This window comes from Nocardia sp. NPDC004711, assembly GCF_053601595.1.
Window position 1 is genome coordinate 59,623 of sequence record NZ_JBSGCB010000008.1, and the last position, 15,474, is coordinate 75,096.

At 68.1% G+C, this 15,474-nt stretch carries 18 protein-coding genes, 1 pseudogene and 1 riboswitch; of the genes and pseudogenes, 9 read left to right on the forward strand and 10 right to left on the reverse strand.

The window, feature by feature from the left end; genetic code table 11:
* Window positions 1-26 precede the first annotated feature (26 nt).
* Together ACWEKS_RS09665 and ACWEKS_RS09670 are read right to left on the reverse strand one after the other, a co-directional pair.
* The gene (locus tag ACWEKS_RS09665) at window positions 27-1,682 is read right to left on the reverse strand and encodes an MDR family MFS transporter (protein WP_452339679.1); all 1,656 of its coding nucleotides are present in this window, start codon (window positions 1,680-1,682) and stop codon (window positions 27-29) included.
* An 84-nt stretch (window positions 1,683-1,766) separates the two neighbouring features.
* Window positions 1,767-2,588 carry a crotonase/enoyl-CoA hydratase family protein gene (locus ACWEKS_RS09670; protein WP_452339680.1) on the reverse strand — a complete coding sequence of 274 codons (822 nt, stop codon included), beginning with the start codon at window positions 2,586-2,588 and terminating at the stop codon, window positions 1,767-1,769.
* Between the two features lie 152 nt (window positions 2,589-2,740).
* Here ACWEKS_RS09670 and ACWEKS_RS09675 point away from each other — a divergent pair, with 152 nt between their 5' ends.
* From ACWEKS_RS09675 to ACWEKS_RS09685, 3 genes are all read left to right on the forward strand, one after another.
* Window positions 2,741-3,055, forward strand: a complete 315-nt coding sequence (locus tag ACWEKS_RS09675) for a 2-oxo-4-hydroxy-4-carboxy-5-ureidoimidazoline decarboxylase (RefSeq protein ID WP_452339681.1) — start codon at window positions 2,741-2,743, stop codon at window positions 3,053-3,055.
* 40 nt (window positions 3,056-3,095) lie between these two features.
* Complete coding sequence (locus ACWEKS_RS09680; RefSeq protein WP_354831494.1) at window positions 3,096-3,569, forward strand: YbaK/EbsC family protein; 474 nt, start codon at window positions 3,096-3,098, stop codon at window positions 3,567-3,569.
* 77 nt (window positions 3,570-3,646) lie between these two features.
* Window positions 3,647-4,195, forward strand: a complete 549-nt coding sequence (locus ACWEKS_RS09685) for a flavin reductase family protein (RefSeq protein ID WP_452339682.1) — start codon at window positions 3,647-3,649, stop codon at window positions 4,193-4,195.
* Between the two features lie 13 nt (window positions 4,196-4,208).
* Here the strand turns inward: ACWEKS_RS09685 and ACWEKS_RS09690 are convergent, their stop codons facing one another.
* Together ACWEKS_RS09690 and ACWEKS_RS09695 are read right to left on the reverse strand one after the other, a co-directional pair.
* Complete coding sequence (locus tag ACWEKS_RS09690; RefSeq protein ID WP_452339683.1) at window positions 4,209-4,835, reverse strand: LysE family translocator; 627 nt, start codon at window positions 4,833-4,835, stop codon at window positions 4,209-4,211.
* A gap of 153 nt (window positions 4,836-4,988) precedes the next feature.
* Window positions 4,989-5,648 carry a biliverdin-producing heme oxygenase gene (locus tag ACWEKS_RS09695; RefSeq protein WP_452339684.1) on the reverse strand — a complete coding sequence of 220 codons (660 nt, stop codon included), beginning with the start codon at window positions 5,646-5,648 and terminating at the stop codon, window positions 4,989-4,991.
* Between the two features lie 333 nt (window positions 5,649-5,981).
* On the opposite strand from ACWEKS_RS09695, the gene ACWEKS_RS09700 reads away from it, so the two are divergent.
* Window positions 5,982-6,596, forward strand: coding sequence for a class I SAM-dependent methyltransferase (locus tag ACWEKS_RS09700; protein ID WP_452339685.1), 615 nt, complete (start codon window positions 5,982-5,984; stop codon window positions 6,594-6,596).
* 127 nt (window positions 6,597-6,723) lie between these two features.
* Here the strand turns inward: ACWEKS_RS09700 and ACWEKS_RS09705 are convergent, their stop codons facing one another.
* Window positions 6,724-7,668 carry an NADP-dependent oxidoreductase gene (locus ACWEKS_RS09705; protein WP_452339686.1) on the reverse strand — a complete coding sequence of 315 codons (945 nt, stop codon included), beginning with the start codon at window positions 7,666-7,668 and terminating at the stop codon, window positions 6,724-6,726.
* A gap of 330 nt (window positions 7,669-7,998) precedes the next feature.
* On the opposite strand from ACWEKS_RS09705, the pseudogene ACWEKS_RS09710 reads away from it, so the two are divergent.
* The 3 genes and pseudogenes from ACWEKS_RS09710 to ACWEKS_RS09720 form a co-directional block, all read left to right on the forward strand.
* A pseudogene (locus ACWEKS_RS09710) lies at window positions 7,999-8,190 on the forward strand (class I SAM-dependent methyltransferase); the annotation flags it as partial.
* A 22-nt stretch (window positions 8,191-8,212) separates the two neighbouring features.
* Window positions 8,213-8,746 carry a class I SAM-dependent methyltransferase gene (locus ACWEKS_RS09715; protein ID WP_452339687.1) on the forward strand — a complete coding sequence of 178 codons (534 nt, stop codon included), beginning with the start codon at window positions 8,213-8,215 and terminating at the stop codon, window positions 8,744-8,746.
* Window positions 8,747-8,810: 64 nt separating this feature from the next.
* A riboswitch (SAM riboswitch) is annotated at window positions 8,811-8,924 on the forward strand.
* Between the two features lie 56 nt (window positions 8,925-8,980).
* Complete coding sequence (locus ACWEKS_RS09720; RefSeq protein ID WP_452339688.1) at window positions 8,981-10,294, forward strand: aminotransferase class V-fold PLP-dependent enzyme; 1,314 nt, start codon at window positions 8,981-8,983, stop codon at window positions 10,292-10,294.
* A gap of 16 nt (window positions 10,295-10,310) precedes the next feature.
* On the opposite strand, the gene ACWEKS_RS09725 is transcribed toward ACWEKS_RS09720, so the two are convergent.
* The 3 genes from ACWEKS_RS09725 to ACWEKS_RS09735 all read right to left on the reverse strand — a co-directional run bounded on the left by ACWEKS_RS09725 (window position 10,311) and on the right by ACWEKS_RS09735 (window position 11,773).
* The gene (locus tag ACWEKS_RS09725; RefSeq protein WP_452339689.1) at window positions 10,311-10,499 is read right to left on the reverse strand and encodes a hypothetical protein; all 189 of its coding nucleotides are present in this window, start codon (window positions 10,497-10,499) and stop codon (window positions 10,311-10,313) included.
* A gap of 18 nt (window positions 10,500-10,517) precedes the next feature.
* Window positions 10,518-10,970 (reverse strand): DUF2752 domain-containing protein, encoded by a 453-nt coding sequence (locus ACWEKS_RS09730; RefSeq protein WP_452339690.1) that lies wholly within the window; start codon window positions 10,968-10,970, stop codon window positions 10,518-10,520.
* A 173-nt stretch (window positions 10,971-11,143) separates the two neighbouring features.
* Window positions 11,144-11,773, reverse strand: a complete 630-nt coding sequence (locus ACWEKS_RS09735) for a TetR family transcriptional regulator (RefSeq protein WP_354831515.1) — start codon at window positions 11,771-11,773, stop codon at window positions 11,144-11,146.
* Between the two features lie 149 nt (window positions 11,774-11,922).
* Here ACWEKS_RS09735 and ACWEKS_RS09740 point away from each other — a divergent pair, with 149 nt between their 5' ends.
* On the forward strand, window positions 11,923-12,711 hold the full coding sequence (locus ACWEKS_RS09740) for an SDR family oxidoreductase (RefSeq protein WP_364606614.1): 789 nt from the start codon (window positions 11,923-11,925) through the stop codon (window positions 12,709-12,711).
* Between the two features lie 25 nt (window positions 12,712-12,736).
* Entirely contained in the window at window positions 12,737-13,801 is a 1,065-nt protein-coding gene (locus ACWEKS_RS09745) for an NAD(P)H-dependent amine dehydrogenase family protein (protein ID WP_452339691.1), read from the forward strand.
* Between the two features lie 76 nt (window positions 13,802-13,877).
* Here the strand turns inward: ACWEKS_RS09745 and ACWEKS_RS09750 are convergent, their stop codons facing one another.
* Together ACWEKS_RS09750 and ACWEKS_RS09755 are read right to left on the reverse strand one after the other, a co-directional pair.
* Complete coding sequence (locus tag ACWEKS_RS09750; protein ID WP_452339692.1) at window positions 13,878-14,375, reverse strand: nucleoside deaminase; 498 nt, start codon at window positions 14,373-14,375, stop codon at window positions 13,878-13,880.
* Window positions 14,375-15,460 carry a hypothetical protein gene (locus tag ACWEKS_RS09755; protein ID WP_452339693.1) on the reverse strand — a complete coding sequence of 362 codons (1,086 nt, stop codon included), beginning with the start codon at window positions 15,458-15,460 and terminating at the stop codon, window positions 14,375-14,377. Before ACWEKS_RS09755 ends, ACWEKS_RS09750 begins: the two co-directional genes overlap by 1 nt.
* Between the last annotated feature and the right edge of the window lie 14 nt (window positions 15,461-15,474).

The following is a 15,474-nucleotide window of genomic DNA, read 5'->3' on the forward strand; positions in this document are numbered from 1 at the left end:
CCTTTCGTTTTCCCGAATCCCCCGTCCTATTCGGCAGCGGCCGCGAGCCCGGCGGTCGTGCGCAGCGGGACTTCCTTCCAGAACACCACCAGCACGAACGCCAGCAGGGTGACGGCGGATGTAGTCAGGAAGACCGTCGACAGCGATTCCGCGAATCCCACCTTGAACGGGTGTGCGAGCACGGGATCGAGCTTCTGGATCACCGAACTGTCGTTCAGCACCCCCTGCGCCGCCGAGGTGTCGTGTTTCAGAAGTCCTTGCGACAGCGCCATATCCGCGGGATTCCCGTCGTGCGCCCCGGCGGCGACGGTGTCCTGGAACCTGCGGTCCTTGCCCGCCTCCAGCAGTTGCGCGCGGATATTGGGTCCGAGCCGATCGAACAGGATCGACAGGAACACCGCGGCGCCGAGCGTGCCGCCGATCTGCCGGAAGAAGGTGGCGGCAGCGGTGGAGACGCCCATGTCCTTGGGCGGCAACGCATTCTGCAGCGCCACGATGAGCGGCTGCATGAGATTGCCCAGCCCGAAGCCCACGCACAGCATGAACAGCACCACGATCCAGAACGCCGTATCGGCCTTCAGGTAGTGCAGCAGGAACAGCCCGATGGTGATCATGGCCGAGCCCAGTAGCGTGTAGACGCGGTAGTGCCCGGTGCGCGAGATCAATTGCCCCGACACCACCGAGCCGATCATCATGCCCAGCACCATGGGGATCATCTGCAGCCCGCCCAGCATCGGGCCGGCACCCCGGTCGGCCTGCAGATACTGTGGCAGCAGCAGGATTCCGCCGAACATGCCCGCGCCCACCACGAACGAGATGACCACGCCGAGCGCGAAGATGCGGTTGGCGAAGATGCGCAGCGGGACGAGCGCGGCCTCTCCCAGCGCGGCTTCAACCAGGATGAAGGCGATCACCCCGAACGCGCCGATCAGGTAGCAGACGATGGATCGCGCACTGCCCCAGCCCCATTCGCGCCCCTGCTGGGCCACGATGAGCAGCGGGCTCATGGCGATGATGAGCGCCAGCGCACCCCAGTAGTCCACGCGGTCACGGGATTTCTCGCGTGGCGGCAGGCGCAGCACCCGGGTTACCACGACCAGGGTGAACAGGCCGATGGGCACGTTCACCAGGAACACCCAGCGCCAGCCCGCGATCCCGAGAATGCTGTGCTGTCCCGCGAACAGCCCGCCCAGCACCGGCCCGATCACACTCGAGGTACCGAACACGGCCAGGAAATACCCTTGGTACCTGGACCTTTCGCGCGGGCTCACGATGTCGCCCACGATGGTCAGCGCCAGCGACATGAGCCCGCCCGCGCCCAGCCCCTGCAGCGCCCGGAAGGCGGCCAGCTCGTACATGGACTGCGCGAAGGTGCACAGCAGCGAGCCGGTCACGAAGATGGTGATCGAGGCGAGGTAGAAGGGCTTGCGCCCGTACATGTCCGAGAGCTTGCCGTACAGCGGCGTGGCCAGGGTGGCGGTGATCAGATACGCGGTGGTCGCCCAGGCCTGCAGTGAATACCCGTTCAGATCGTCGGCGATGGTGCGGATCGCGGTGGACACGATGGTCTGATCGAGCGCCGCGAGCAGGATGCCCAGCAGCAGCCCGCTGAGGATCACCATTATTTCGCGATGAGTGAAGCCGCCCGCACCGGTCGACTCGCTCACCTCGGATGTAGCCATGACCAAACCTCCGGTCCCCCGCCCAAAACGATAGGCCGGGAACCGGAGGCATGGGGTCCTTTTACGAGGCCGGAACCCCTGGGGTCACTTGCCCTTGAACTCCGGGGGGCGCTTCTCGAAGACCGCCTGGATGGCCTCGGTGAGGTCCTCGGACGGCAGGAACGCCGAGTTCCAGGCCGATACGTAGCGCAGCCCGTCGGCGATCCTGCCGCGCTTGGGCTGGTCGAGGACGTCCTTGATGCCCTGCACCACCAGCGGCGGGTTGGCGGCGATCTCGCGCGCCATGGCGTGGGCGGCGTCCAGCACGGCCTGCTGGTCGGCGTGCACGTCGTTGATCAGGCCGATCTTCTCGGCGCGGGCCGCGTCGATGTCCTTGCCGGTGTAGGCGAGTTCACGCACGTGCCCCTCGCCGATGATGCCCGGCAGCCGGTGCAGCGAGCCGATGTCGGCGACGATGGCCACCTTGGCCTCGCGCAGGCTGAACTTGGCATCGGCGCTGGCCAGGCGGACATCCGCGGCGGCGATGAGGTCCAGTCCGCCGCCGATGCACCAGCCGGAGATCGCCGCGATGACCGGCTTGACGCAGTCGGCGACCGCGGTGACCGAGTCCTGCATGCTGCGCACGTGCTTGAGGAAGTCGGTGCGCGGCCCGGCGAGCGCCCGGTCGGCCAGCAGCGGCCCGAAGAGCGGGCTCATGGCCGGCAGGTCCAGGCCGTAGGAGAAGTGCGTGCCGGATCCGGTGAGCACGATGGCGCGGATGTCCGGGTCGGCGTCGAGTTCGCCGAAGATCAGCGGCAGTTCGCGCCAGAAGTCGGGGCCCATGGCATTGCCCTTGCCGGGACCGGTGAGCGTCACCTGGGCGATGTGGTCCTTGCTTTCGACCTCGAAAGCCTTCCAATCGGTCATCGGTCCAGCGTATCGGGGGTGCCGAGGGCGTGGCGGGCCGGTGTTAATCCTGTGCTAAATCTGCTGCGTCCCAGTGTTTTCGATCCGCTTTCCGGCGGACGATTAGCGGGTCCGCACAACTCGCCCATCCCGTGTGTGAGGTCTGGATGTTGATGCATCACGGAATCGGCCTCGACCGCTTCAATACGCTCCCCCGCCGCCGCGCGATTCATGCCCTGTACGAATGCTGCTGCAATGTCACCTGGGCCCAGAAGATCGCCGACGGCCGCCCGTACCCGGGCCACACCGCACTCCAGACGGCCGCCGCGGCGGAGCTGCGCGCCCTGTCCGCGATCGACCTGGAACGAGTCTTCGATTCCTGTGCGCACCAGTGGGTTTCGCAGCGCACCGCCGAGGAGCTGGCCCCGATCGTGCGCGACCGCCTCACCGAGCTGCTGGGCCCGGAGGAGGGCTATCCCGACTACTGATCCCCGGCACATCCACCGCAATCGCTCTACCCTGGTTGCCATGCGCAGGTCCCTGCCACCGGTCGCGTCGAAGGTCTCCGACACCTTGATCGCGCGCGGCCATCACGGGGTGATCATCACCCAGCCCAGTCCCACCCACACCGCGCAGGAAGCCGCCGACGCGCTCGGCGTGACAGTAGGGGCGATCACCAAATCGCTGGTCTTCCTGCTCGACGACGATCCGGTGCTGCTGCTGGTGTCCGGCGCGCACCAGGTGCATCTGAGCCGCACGGGGGAGCGCCTCGAGGGCACGCTCTCCCGGGCGCCCGCGGCCATGGTCCGCGAGGTGACCGGGCAGCCCATCGGGGGTGTCGCCCCGCTCGGGCACCCCACCAATCTGCCGACCTTCGTCGACACCGCGTTGTCGCAGTATCAGGAGTTGTGGGCCGCAGGCGGGCATCCGAACACGCTGTTCCGCACCACCTTCGGGGAATTGGTCCGGATCACCGCGGGCCTGGCCATCGACGTGGACTGAGCACCACCTACCGGCGCGGACCGGGCAATTTCTTACAGGGTGGAATAACCGGGCGCTCGACCACGTAGTTTCGTGACGTGAGCGATTCCCCGACGCCCGGCACCGAGCTACACGTGCCCGACGATCTGAGCGGCATTACCGCGCAGCAGTACCGCGCCGCCATGCGGCACTATCCGGCCGGGGTCACCATCGTCACGCTCGAGTCCGACCAGGGTCCGGTGGGCTTCACCGCCACCTCGTTCGCCTCGCTCTCCGCACAGCCGCCGCTCATCTCGTTCAATATCGCCGAGACTTCCTCCAGCATCGAGGCCATGCTGCGGGCCGAATCGCTGGTGGTGCATTTCCTCGGCGAGCATCAGAAGCATCTGGCCCAGCGGTTCAGCCGGGCCGCCGAGGAGCGTTTTACCGACCGGTCCCTATGGACGACGCTCGGCAGCGGCGAACCCGTCCTGCACGGCACGCCCATCTGGGTCCGCGCCACGGTCCATCAGCTCCTCCCGATCGGCGACCACACCCTGGTCATCGGCCTGGTCACCCAGGTGCACGACAACACCGAGAACTCCCCGGCGGTCGGCCCGCTGGTGTATTACAACGGCGCGTACCACCGCGCCGAGATCGCCGACTGACTCGGGCGCCGACTCAGGCCGCGGCCGAGGCCGCCGTGCCGATGCCCAGCGCCGCCAGGATCGCCGCGCTCGCCTGCTCCAGCCGGACCCGGACGCGCGGCCGTCGCAGCAACTCCACCGCCCGCGCGGCCGCCACCGCCAGCAGGATCATTTCGATTGCCGCGATACTGGATTCGATGGCTCCGAGCGTGAGCGTGTCGAGGAATGTCACCCGGGTCAGGAACTGCGGCAGCACCGCGAGGTAGAACAATCCCACCTTCGGATTGAAGACACACGACAGCAATCCGGCAGCGAAGGCCGAGCGGAGCGACGCCGGCGCACCCTGCGCCACCGCGACATCCGCCCCGCCGGGCCCGCGCCGATGCGCCAGCAGCGCCCGAACGCCCAGGTACACCAGGTAGATTCCGCCGATCACCTTGAGCGTGCGATACGCGGTCGCCGACTGCTCCAGCAGCGCCGCGACCCCGGCCGCGACCACGGTGGCCCACACGATCCCGCCGAACGCCGAGCCCACTGCCGCCGCGATTCCGGATCGCGATCCGGCCATCGAGAATCGCAGTACCAGAAAGGTATCCGGCCCCGGCGTGAGCGCGAGCAGCACACACAACCCCACGAAACTCAGTAGCAGCGGAAAACTCATGCCCTCCATGGCAACCCATCACCGCGGACCGGCGCAAGGGTGAGATCGCTGACCCTGCCCCCGACGAACAGGGTCAACGACGCACCGCGGAAATGACGAAGGCCGCCGCCCCTGTCGATCAACGGGGGTCGGCGACCTTCGGGGTTGCGAGTTTCAGTTCCGCGCGCTGAATTCCGCACCCAGCTCACGGAACAGATCAGTGTTCATCGTGAACGCCAGTCGCGCCTCGTCGAGTACGCGATCGACCTCGGGGCCGTCGAGGGGAAGCTGGTCGAGGGCCTCGCGGTAGTCGCGCTTGAACGCGGCCGGGTTGGCGATGTCCTCGAAGACGTAGAACCGCACGCCGTCGCCCTTCTTGGGCAGGTTCCACAGCTTCTCGGCGGTACCGCGAATGACCTGACCGCCGGAGAGATCGCCCAGGTAGCGGGTGTAGTGGTGGACGACATAGCCGGCCGGCCAGTCGTCCGCGCACTCCTCGATGCGGGCGGCGTAGGCGGTGGTGGCGGGCAGTGCGGTCAGTTCATCGCGCCAGTTCGCGCCGCCGAGGTGGGCCAGGTCGGCCTCCAGCGCGGCCAGCCGCGCCAGTTCCGGCTTGACGAACGGACCCGCGACCGGGTCGGAAGCCAGTGCGGCGGAGCGCTTTTCGAGGGCGGCGTAGACGAACCAGAGCTGGGCGGTGTACCGGTAGAAGGCCTCCACCCCGAGCTGCCCGCCGAGCATGTCGCGCATGAACGTGGAGTGTTCCGCCTCGTTGTGCTGCTGCTCGGTCGCGGTGCGAATGAGCGTCGAGAACGGGGTGCTGGTCTCCAGCATGGTCGGGCTCCTCGTGGTCAACTCGGGGGCACACCACTTTGGCTACCCTAACTTCGACACCGACCATACGCCCCAGCAACGTTCGCGCGATTCGAACTTTGCGGCCCACCCGATCCAACTTTCGGACGATTTTTCCGATACGGTCGTGTGCGAGTCACAACGATGGGTCGGCCGGCGGGAGACTCCCGTTCGGACAGCGATCGCCTTCCGAACCGCTGACGATCAGCGCCGACCCGATCCCCTATCCTCCAGACGATCGCGGCCCACCGATGACGATGCCGCGCCTACCGCGGTTCCGAGTTGCCCATCATGACCCACGTAGGAGGACCGAGCATGGGCGTTTTCAGGTATCGGGTAGCGCATGCGCTGGGATTTCGCCCATGGGAAGCAGCGGCCCGGCAGCGCGATGTATCCCGCATACTGGCCGCCGAATTCGACCAGGAGCAGGCGGGAGCACAGCCGCCCGCCGGGACCGCCTTGGATCTCGGCTGCGGCACCGGCGGGCACGCCGTGGAACTGGCCCGCCGCGGCTGGCGGGTCACCGGGGTCGACATCGTGCCGAAGGCGATCCGGCTCGCTACCAGACGCGCCCGCGCCGCCGGCGTCGATGCCCGCTTCCTGGAAGGCGATATCACCGCCCTCCCGGCCGAGGTCGGCACGGGATACCGGCTGATTCTGGACTTCGGTGTCTTCCACGGCCTCACCGACCCCGAACGGCACACCATGGGCCGGCAGGTGGACATCGCCGCCGCCGCAGACGCAACCCTGCTCATGGTCGCATTCGAACTGGGCCGCCATGGCCCACTGCCACGCGGCGCCGCACCGGCAGACATCACGGCCGCATTCCCAGGTTGGACCATCATCGAAGACGTGCCCATGCTGAAGGTGGCGGCCAGGATGGTCCACCTCTATCGGCTGCGCCGCACCGGGGCTTTATCGCAAGCATGAGAGCCGCACCGGGGCTTTATCGCAAGCATGAGAAGGGTGCAGGTGCCTCCGAAGCCGACACCCCGGGCTCGGACAGTGGCGGAAACCGAGGCGCCGTCGGCCTTGGACCGGTCGCTATCCAGGGTCCTCACGAACGAACGCGGATGACCGTCTTTCCCTTGCGTCGCTCGGTGGGGTTGAAGGCGGCGACGGCGTCGTCGAGGGTCGCAACCGTGCCGATGTTCGTCCGCACTCGTCCGTCGCGCACCCGCTGGGCGATCTCACCGAGTTGGGTGCGGTCGGATACGACGACGAAGTCGATCGCCAGTCCGCGGGCGGGTCGCGCCTCGGGCGGCCCGGTGACGGTCACCAGCGTTCCTCCGGCTCGAACGAGATCCGCCGACCGCTTCTGGATGTCTCCGCCGATGACATCGAAGACCAGATCGACTCCGCCGATGTCGTCCAGAGAGTCGTTCTGAAGGTCGACGAACTCGTGCGCCCCGAAGTCGAGCGCGGTCTGCCGGCCGGCCGCGCGCCCGGTGCCGATGACGTAGGCGCCGGCCTCACGTGCGAGCTGGGCTGCCATCGACCCGACTACGCCGGCTGCACCGTGCACGAGGACGCTCTGCCCCGCCTGAAGCCGGCCGTGCTCGAACAGCCCCTGCCAGGCGGTCAAGCCCGCCATCGTGACGCCCGCGCCCACCGTGAAGTCGATGTCGCCCGGCAGCGGCGCGAGATTACGTGCCTCGACGACCACGTACTCCGCCAGCGTGCCGTCACGAGTCCAGTCCGTCAGCCCGAACACCCGCTGCCCCACCGACAGGCCGGTGGTGCCATAGCCGAGAGCGCTGACCACCCCGGCCAGCTCGTGCCCGGGGATCGACGGCGTCCGGTCCCGGCCGAGCCGATCGACCCAGGTCGAGGGCCACTCCAACTCATCCCCGGTGAATCCCGACGCATGAACCTCGACGATGACATCGCCGTAGCTCGCGCCCGAGAGGCTCGCGAACCTCGCCGCATCCGGATCGGGCCGCTCCACCAACGTCATCCCGGCCGTTCCAGCGGCCCGGTCCGTCACCACGATCGCCTTCATGTGAATACCTCCCTGTATCCAGGCCGTGCGGCCACGTGGTCGGGAAGATCCGGAAGAACCGAACTTGCAGCAGACGCCCCGCGGCGCGACATCGTGCGAACTGCACATCACACGCGCGGGCGCAGCCCATGCTACCTGCGCCGATGGGCCTGCGGACGCGCTTGGAGCACCAGGTGGGGACGGCCGGAGGCCGGCCGCTCCATACTGCCCGGGAACCCGGTGAGATCCGGTTATCCCCAACCTGATTGGCACCCCTGCCCTCTGGAAGGCGGCTGCGAGTCACAACGGTCGCGCCGTTCGTCACACCGACCGGCGACGCTCCAGCATGTCGTGCGCAGCCTGCCCGCCGCGTGGCGGTCGATCGCGCGCCGACCCGCCGGGCGACGCCTACTGCGCTCGGGCATGAGCCGAGAGGGAGTCGGCGCCTGGGAGAGCCTCACCTGCCGCAAACGGTATTTCGACGATTGGACCGGAGCTGCGATCGCCCACGGCATCGAGGCGATCGTGGTACTCGGCGCGGGACTCGACACCAAGGCGTACCCGATTGGCGGCGCCCGCCGGACTTCCCGCCTTCGAAGTGGATCTGCCGATCAACATCGCCCAGAAGCGGAAGCGAATAGCATTGCCCGACAGCGTGACTCAGGTCTCGATCGACTTCGAAACCGATGACCTCGGCACCGCGCTGACCGAGCACGGCTACCGCACCGACGCGAGGACCCTCTCCCTCTGGGAGGGCGTCACGCAGTACCTGACCGAACCCGCTGTGCGCGACACCTTTTCAGCTCTCGCCGAGGCCCCCACCGGCAGCGAGCTCATCTTCAGCTACATCCGGCAGGACTTTCTGGACGGCACCAACCTCCAGGGCTGCGCCGCCACCTACCGCAGATTCGTGGCGCGGCAACGACTCTGGACCTTCGGTATGCTTCCGGACCAGGTCCCGGCACTGCTGGCCGACCACGGTTGGTGCGAGGTCGAGCAAGCGGGCGGACCGGAGTACACCGCGAGCTATCTCGACCCGATCGGGCGCGACGTCCGGGTGCCCGACCTGGAACGCTGCGGGGCGGCCCGCAAATCGTGACGGCGGCCGCCACGACCGGGCGGGGTTGACAAGCCCGCGAGCCGTCTGCCAGTCTCTGCAATCAGGTCATGAGTACCAGCGCGAAGCCCCGGCTTGCTGGTCGGCAACCCTCCTCCGCGGTGGGGTGCTCCGGGTGACGACCGGGCCGACGCCCGACCGGGCGCGGCAAGCGCGGACTCTCGATCGATTTCTCTTTTCCCGATCGCGCGTCCATGAATCCGACGGGATTTCGTGATGACTGCTTTCGCCGACCAGACCTGTGCCGCCCTCGCCGATGTCTCCGGCTGTGACCTGCGGGTCCCGCTGGTCCAGGGCGGGACGGCCGGCTACGCCAACTTCGACTACGCCGCCAGCGCACCCGCATTGCGGCAGGTCACCGACCGGGTCTCGGATCTGCTGCCCTACTACGCCAGCGTGCACCGCGGCGCGGGTTACGCCTCCCGGGTCTCCACCGACTGCTACGAGTCGGCCCGCGGTTCGGTCGCCCGCTTCCTGAACGCGGCCGAGGACCAGGTGGTGGTGTTCACCCGCAACACCACCGACTCACTGAACCTGCTCGCCGCCTGCGTGCCCGGCGACACCGTGGTGCTGGACGTCGAGCACCACGCCAACCTGCTGCCCTGGACCCGGCGCGGCCGCCGGGTGGTTCCGGTCGCGGATACCATCGAGGAGACCATCCAGCGGCTGGTCGCCGAGCTGTGCTCGAAACCCGCTGCGCTGCTGGCGGTTACGGGCGCCTCCAATGTGACCGGCGAACTGCTGCCGCTGGAGCGGCTGGCCTGGATCGCCCACCAGTGCGGCACCCGCATCCTGGTGGACGCCGCCCAGCTGGCCCCGCACCGCCGAATCGACCTGCGCACCACCGGCATCGACTACCTGGCCTTCTCCGGTCACAAGACCTATGCCCCGTTCGGCGCGGGCGTGCTGGCCGGCCGCCGGGACTGGCTGGACGCGGCCGAGCCCTACCTGGCCGGCGGCGGCGCGGTGCGCTCGGTGAGCACCGAGAGCGTCGAATGGGCTCCCGCCCCGCAGCGCCACGAGGCCGGTTCCCCGAACGTGCTGGGCGTCGCCGCCCTGGCCGCGGCCTGCGACACCCTCGCCGAGCTGGACGAGACCACCGTGCTCGAGCATGAGCAGTACCTCACCCATCGCCTGCGCTACGGCCTGAAAACCGTTCCGGGCGTGAACTTCCTGCGGATCTGGCGCGACAGCACCGACGCGGTCGGCATTGTCGCCTTCACCGTCGACGGCTTCGAGCCCGGCCAGGTGGCCGCCTACCTCTCCGCCGAGCACGGCATCGGGGTGCGCGACGGCCGCTTCTGCGCTCACCCGCTGCTGTCCCGCCTCGGTGTCGATGCCGCCCTGCGCGCCAGCATCGGCCTGGGCACCACCGCCGCCGACGTCGACCGCCTCGTCGAGGCCATCGCGACCCTGGTGGCGCACGGCCCGGCGTGGAATTACGCCCGCACCGAAGGACATTGGAACCCGGTCCCCGAGACCCGCCCCTTCGGCAGTTCGGCCGAGGGCGGGTCTGCCTGCGGTTTCTGAATCGGCCGGGAAACGGTCAGGGCACCATGTAGCGGGCCGCGAGCACCTCGACGAGTGGATCGTCGTCGGCCACCGCCTCGAGCGCATCGAGGTCGCCCAGGACCGAGAGCTGCCGGGTGTCCTCCTGATCGGGGTCCGGCGGCCCATCCTCCTCGAGCTGCCGTATCAGCTTCTGCCGCACGCGCTCCTTCAGCGAATCGCTCATACGCAGAGCATGCCCCGCCTAAACCGGTGCGATCCAACTACCCCACGGTGTGTTCCGCACAACCGTGAAGACCAGGAGAAATGCCAGGGCCACCCACACCGCGTACCTGGGCAGCACCTGCGGTAGTCGCGGCGGCACCGGATTGCCCCGCCACCCGCGCACCACCCAGGCGCCCCACCAGGCGATGAAGCCCAGTGTCAGCGGGAGCAGCAGCACATTGCTGTGGATGGCGTCGAGGATCCGGCCATCGGTGAGGTTGTGCAGCCCGCGCAACCCGCCGCAGCCGGGGCACCAGTATCCGGTCAGTTCGTAGAACGGGCACACCCCGTAGGCCCCCTGCACGTGCGGATCCCGGAAGTGCAGCAACGCCAGCCCGCCGGCCACCGCCCCACCGGCCAGCAGCGGTAACCCGACGCCGAGCCATCGCGGCCGGGCGGGCGTTTCCATGACTGCTGCTGCCGTGGTGTCCACGACCATCAACGGTAGCCCCACCACCACCGCCCTGCCAGGGCTACCCGCCGCCGTCCGGCGGTTACCAGCAGCCGCCGAACTACCCTCAGCCGCACCAGCGCTAGTCCACCGCGCTCGGTGTCCGAACGGCCCGTACCGGATTCGATCCGGGGCGGGCCGTTCGCGCTCCGGCGTCAGCGAATCGGCGCGCGCTCCACCACCGGCGCGGTCAGCACCCCCGCGAGCATGTCCACGATCTCCCCCCACGCCGTCACGTCCCCCGCGGCCACCCGCCCGGCCTCCACGGCCCGCTCGTGGTCGGCCAGCAAGGCGAACAGTACGGTCGGCAAGGCGCGTAACCGCCGCAGCCGCAACCGTTTCGGCAGGTCGGTGAGTTCCCGCTCCAGCTGCTGCATGATCACCCGCACCGAGGTGCGCCGCGCGGATTCCAGATTGGCCGCGTCGGTGACCGCCCGATGGGTGTGGATCTGTTCGAGGAACCGCGCATAGTGATTGATCCCGTGCCGGTCGCTCAGCTCGAGCATGGGAATGACCAGCGCCTCCAGTAGGTCGTGCACGCCGGTCGCACCCGTTCCGGCCTGTTCGGCCAGCAGTTCCAGCCGCCGCACCTCGAGGGTGGCGAGCCGGTGCTCGACCACGGCCTCGATGAGCCCGTCGCGGGAGCCGAAGTGGTACTGGATCGCCGAGTTGTTCCGCTGTCCCGCGGCTGCCGCGATATCGCGCAGCGGCACCGCCTGCCCACGCTCGGCGATCAGCTGCTCCGCCGCGAGAATGATGCGCTCGCGCGCTTCTGTCACTGCCATTCGGACACCGTCACTGCCACCTGTCGATCCTTGCCACAGTCTGCACCATAGCCGTTCACCAGCGGATAAAGAACTTATCCTTGACGATTAAGAATAAATGCTTAAAGCTGCTTGTGACTGTCGTCACTCCCAGAAGGACTGAATTCGCGATGATCCTGGACACCTTCCGACTGGACGGCCGCGTCGCCGTCGTGACCGGCGCGGGCCGCGGCATCGGCGCCGCCACCGCCCTCGCCCTCGCCGAAGCCGGTGCGGACGTGGCCATCTCGGCGCGCACCGCCGCTCAGCTCGACGAGGTGGCGGGCAAGATCCACGCGCTCGGCCGCCGCGCCATCACGGTCCCCGCGGACCTGTCGGATCTTTCCGCCGTCACCGCGCTGGCCGAAACCGCCGCCGCCGAGCTCGGCCGCATCGACATCGTGGTCAACAATGTCGGCGGCACCATGCCCAATACCTTCCTCACCACCACCCCCGAATTCCTCGAGGAGGCATTCCGTTTCAATGTCTCCACCGCGCACGCCCTCACCCGGGCCGCGGTGCCGCACATGCTGAAGAACGACGGCGGCTCGGTCGTCAATATCTCCTCGATGATGGGCCGCTCCCCCGGCCGCGGCTTCCTCGCCTACGGCACCGCCAAGGCCGCCCTCGCGCACTGGACCCGGCTGGCCGCCGCCGACCTGTCCCCCCGCATCCGGGTGAACGCCATCGCGGTCGGCTCGGTGCTCACCTCCGCGCTGGAAGTCGTTGCGCAGCAACCGGAGATCAAGCAGCAGATGGAGGACGCCACCCCGCTGCACCGGCTCGGTGAGCCGTGGGAGATCGCCGCCGCGATCGTCTACCTGAGCTCCCGCGCGGGCGGCTACATCACCGGCAAGGTGCTCGAGGTGGACGGCGGCATCGCCGCGCCCAACCTGGACCTCCCCATCCCCGACCTGTAATCCGCCACGCCGCAGGAGTTTTCCCATGAAGTACCGCGTAGTCCAGTGGAGCACCGGCAATGTCGGCCGCCGCACCCTGCGCTCCATCATCGCCCGCCCCGAGCTCGACCTGGTCGGCGTCTGGGTCTCCAGCGCCGCCAAGGCCGGCAAGGACGCGGGCGAGCTGGCCGGTCTCGACCGCGAGATCGGCGTCACCGCAACCCAGGACGCCGAGGCGCTCCTGGCCCTGAAGCCCGACTGCATCGTCCACACCGCCATGGCCGACGACCGCCTGATGGAGGCGGTGGAGGATCTGAAGACCTTCCTCCGCGCCGGCATCAATGTCGTCTCCAGCAGCCCCGTCTTCCTGCAGTTCCCCTACGGCACCCTCCCCGACGAGGCCATCGCCCCGATCGTGGAGGCGGCCAACGCGGGCGGCGCCTCCCTGTGGGTCAACGGCATCGACCCCGGCTGGGCCAACGACTGGCTGCCGCTGCTGCTGTCCAGCGGCTCCGAGCGCATCGACAAGATCATCTGTTCGGAGGTGATGGACTACTCCACCTACGACAATCCCAAGGTCCTGTTCGACATCATGGGCTTCGGCAGCGCCCTCGACGACTTGCCGCTGCTGCTCCAGCCCGGCGTCCTCACCCTCGCCTGGGGCAGTGTCATCCGCCAGCTGGCCGCCGCCCTCGACATCGAACTCGACTCCGTCACACAGCATTTCGAGCGTCTGCCCGCGAGCGAAGAGCTGAAGGTGGGCAGTCGCACCATCGCCGCCGGCACCGCCGCCGCCCTCCGCTTCCAGGTGCACGGCATCAGCAAGGGCCGCGAGGTCCTCACCCTGGAACACACCACCCGCCTGCACCCCGACCTCGCTCCCGACTGGCCCCAACCGGCCGGAAAGGGTTGCTACCGAGTCGAAGTCAAGGGCGAACCCGACTACCTCCTCGACCTGCAGCTCTACAGCAACGGCGACCACGCCGAAGCCGGCGTGGTCGGCACCGCGGCCCGCCTGGTCAGCGCCATCCCCGCCGTGGTCCAATCCCGCCCCGGCCTGCTGACCGCCATGGATCTCCCCCTGACCACCGGCCGCGGCCTGGTCTCCTGATCCCCCAACGACAAAAGGTGAGGACCGACAACGGTCCTCACCTTTTTCGTCGGCATCGCCGGGCCGGCCGCCGCTGTCATGACGATTGATCACCGCCCCGGCGTTCCCGAAAGAGCTTGTACACCGCGATGGCGTCATCGCGCGGCTGGTAGCGCATGGGCAGACGCCGCTGGTCCCAGGGCTTGGCGATCTCGCCATAGAAAGTGCTGGGTTCGAAGTACTTGTCGTTCCCGCCGGCCATATATGGCGCGCAATCCTCGCGCGTGACCAGAAAAACGACCTGATCGGGCGCGCAGAGATACAGCGCCGCCAGACACATCGGGCACGGATGGGCGATGGCGTACACCGTGCATCCGGTCAGGTACTCCGTGCCCAGCTTCCGGCACGCCTCGCGGATGGCGCGAATCTCCGCGTGGTCGGTCGGGTCGTGAGTCACCGGAACGCAATTCCCGCCTTCGGCGAGGATTTCACCGTCCTTGACGACGACGGTCCCGAACGGCAGCCCGCCCTCGGCGACGCTGGTACGCGCGATCTCGATGGTGCGCTGCACGAAATCCCTTGTCGAATCGGTCATCAGCCGACCGATTCCGGGCGAATCACCGCACCCGCGGCGACGTCTTCCATCCGCGCCGGGCCGGTGCCCTTGGCCGGGTCCGTCTTCCACGGCCAATCGTTGGAATGGAAGGGCGCCAGAGTCGGCAGCAACGCCTTCTTGCCCCGTTTGGCCATCTCCCGCTCGATGGCCGCCCGGCCGCCGCCGCCGAGCAGTTCGACGTCCATGAGGAAGTAGTCGCGGAAGAAGACCATGCCGAGCGAACGGTCGGCGACGATGCGGCCGAGCACGTCGAGCATCTTCTCGGGTGTGGTCTCGAATTCCGGTGTCTCGACGAGCAGCAACCGGTCGCCCATCGTCTCGGTGCCCATGAACTGGACGAGAATGCTGTACAGGATGTTGTTCTGCCGTGCGATGTACAGCGAATTGCTGACCGCGTAGGTGCGCTCCCAGTCCGTGCCGAGTTGCTCCTTCCACCCTTCGATGACGTTCATCCAATGGCTCACCTGGGCGCCCGAGCCGATGCCGATCGACTTGGCCGAATACGGTACGACGCCGCGGATGTACTTCTCGACTTCGTCGTAGCTGTAACCACCCTGCGCAAGGCACTCGTCCATGAAGGTCAGATTGCGCTGCAGAATGGCGCGAAGGAGGGAGCGATCGTCCTCGGAGATATCCAGGGCGTCAAGGCCTTCGAGGGCCGGCCGATGCTGCGCCCGATACATCTCGAGCGGGGCTCGCCACAGCTGATTCGCGTACGCATCGAACAGATACGGTGAGACGATCTCGTAGATGGCCATGGTGCTGTGGCCCACCGACTTGGCCAGCTGGTACACGATCGGCACCGGCGGCGCGTATTCGGGCTCCCGGCCGGGCCGGTAGAGGATCATCTGCCCGCCTTCGCCGGTGAACAGCGCCAGGATGATCGGCACCTGGTCGCGCATGTTCTGTTTGAATTTCACCAGGGATGTTTCGTAGAGCTGCAACATCGACTCGTTCAGCGCGAGGACCGCGTGCTCGGCGACGGTGCGCGCACTCGCGGGCGGCTCGTCGGCGACGACCGGGCGCATGAATTCCGGGACTGCGTGGCCATTGGATTCGGCCATGACGATCACTCCTC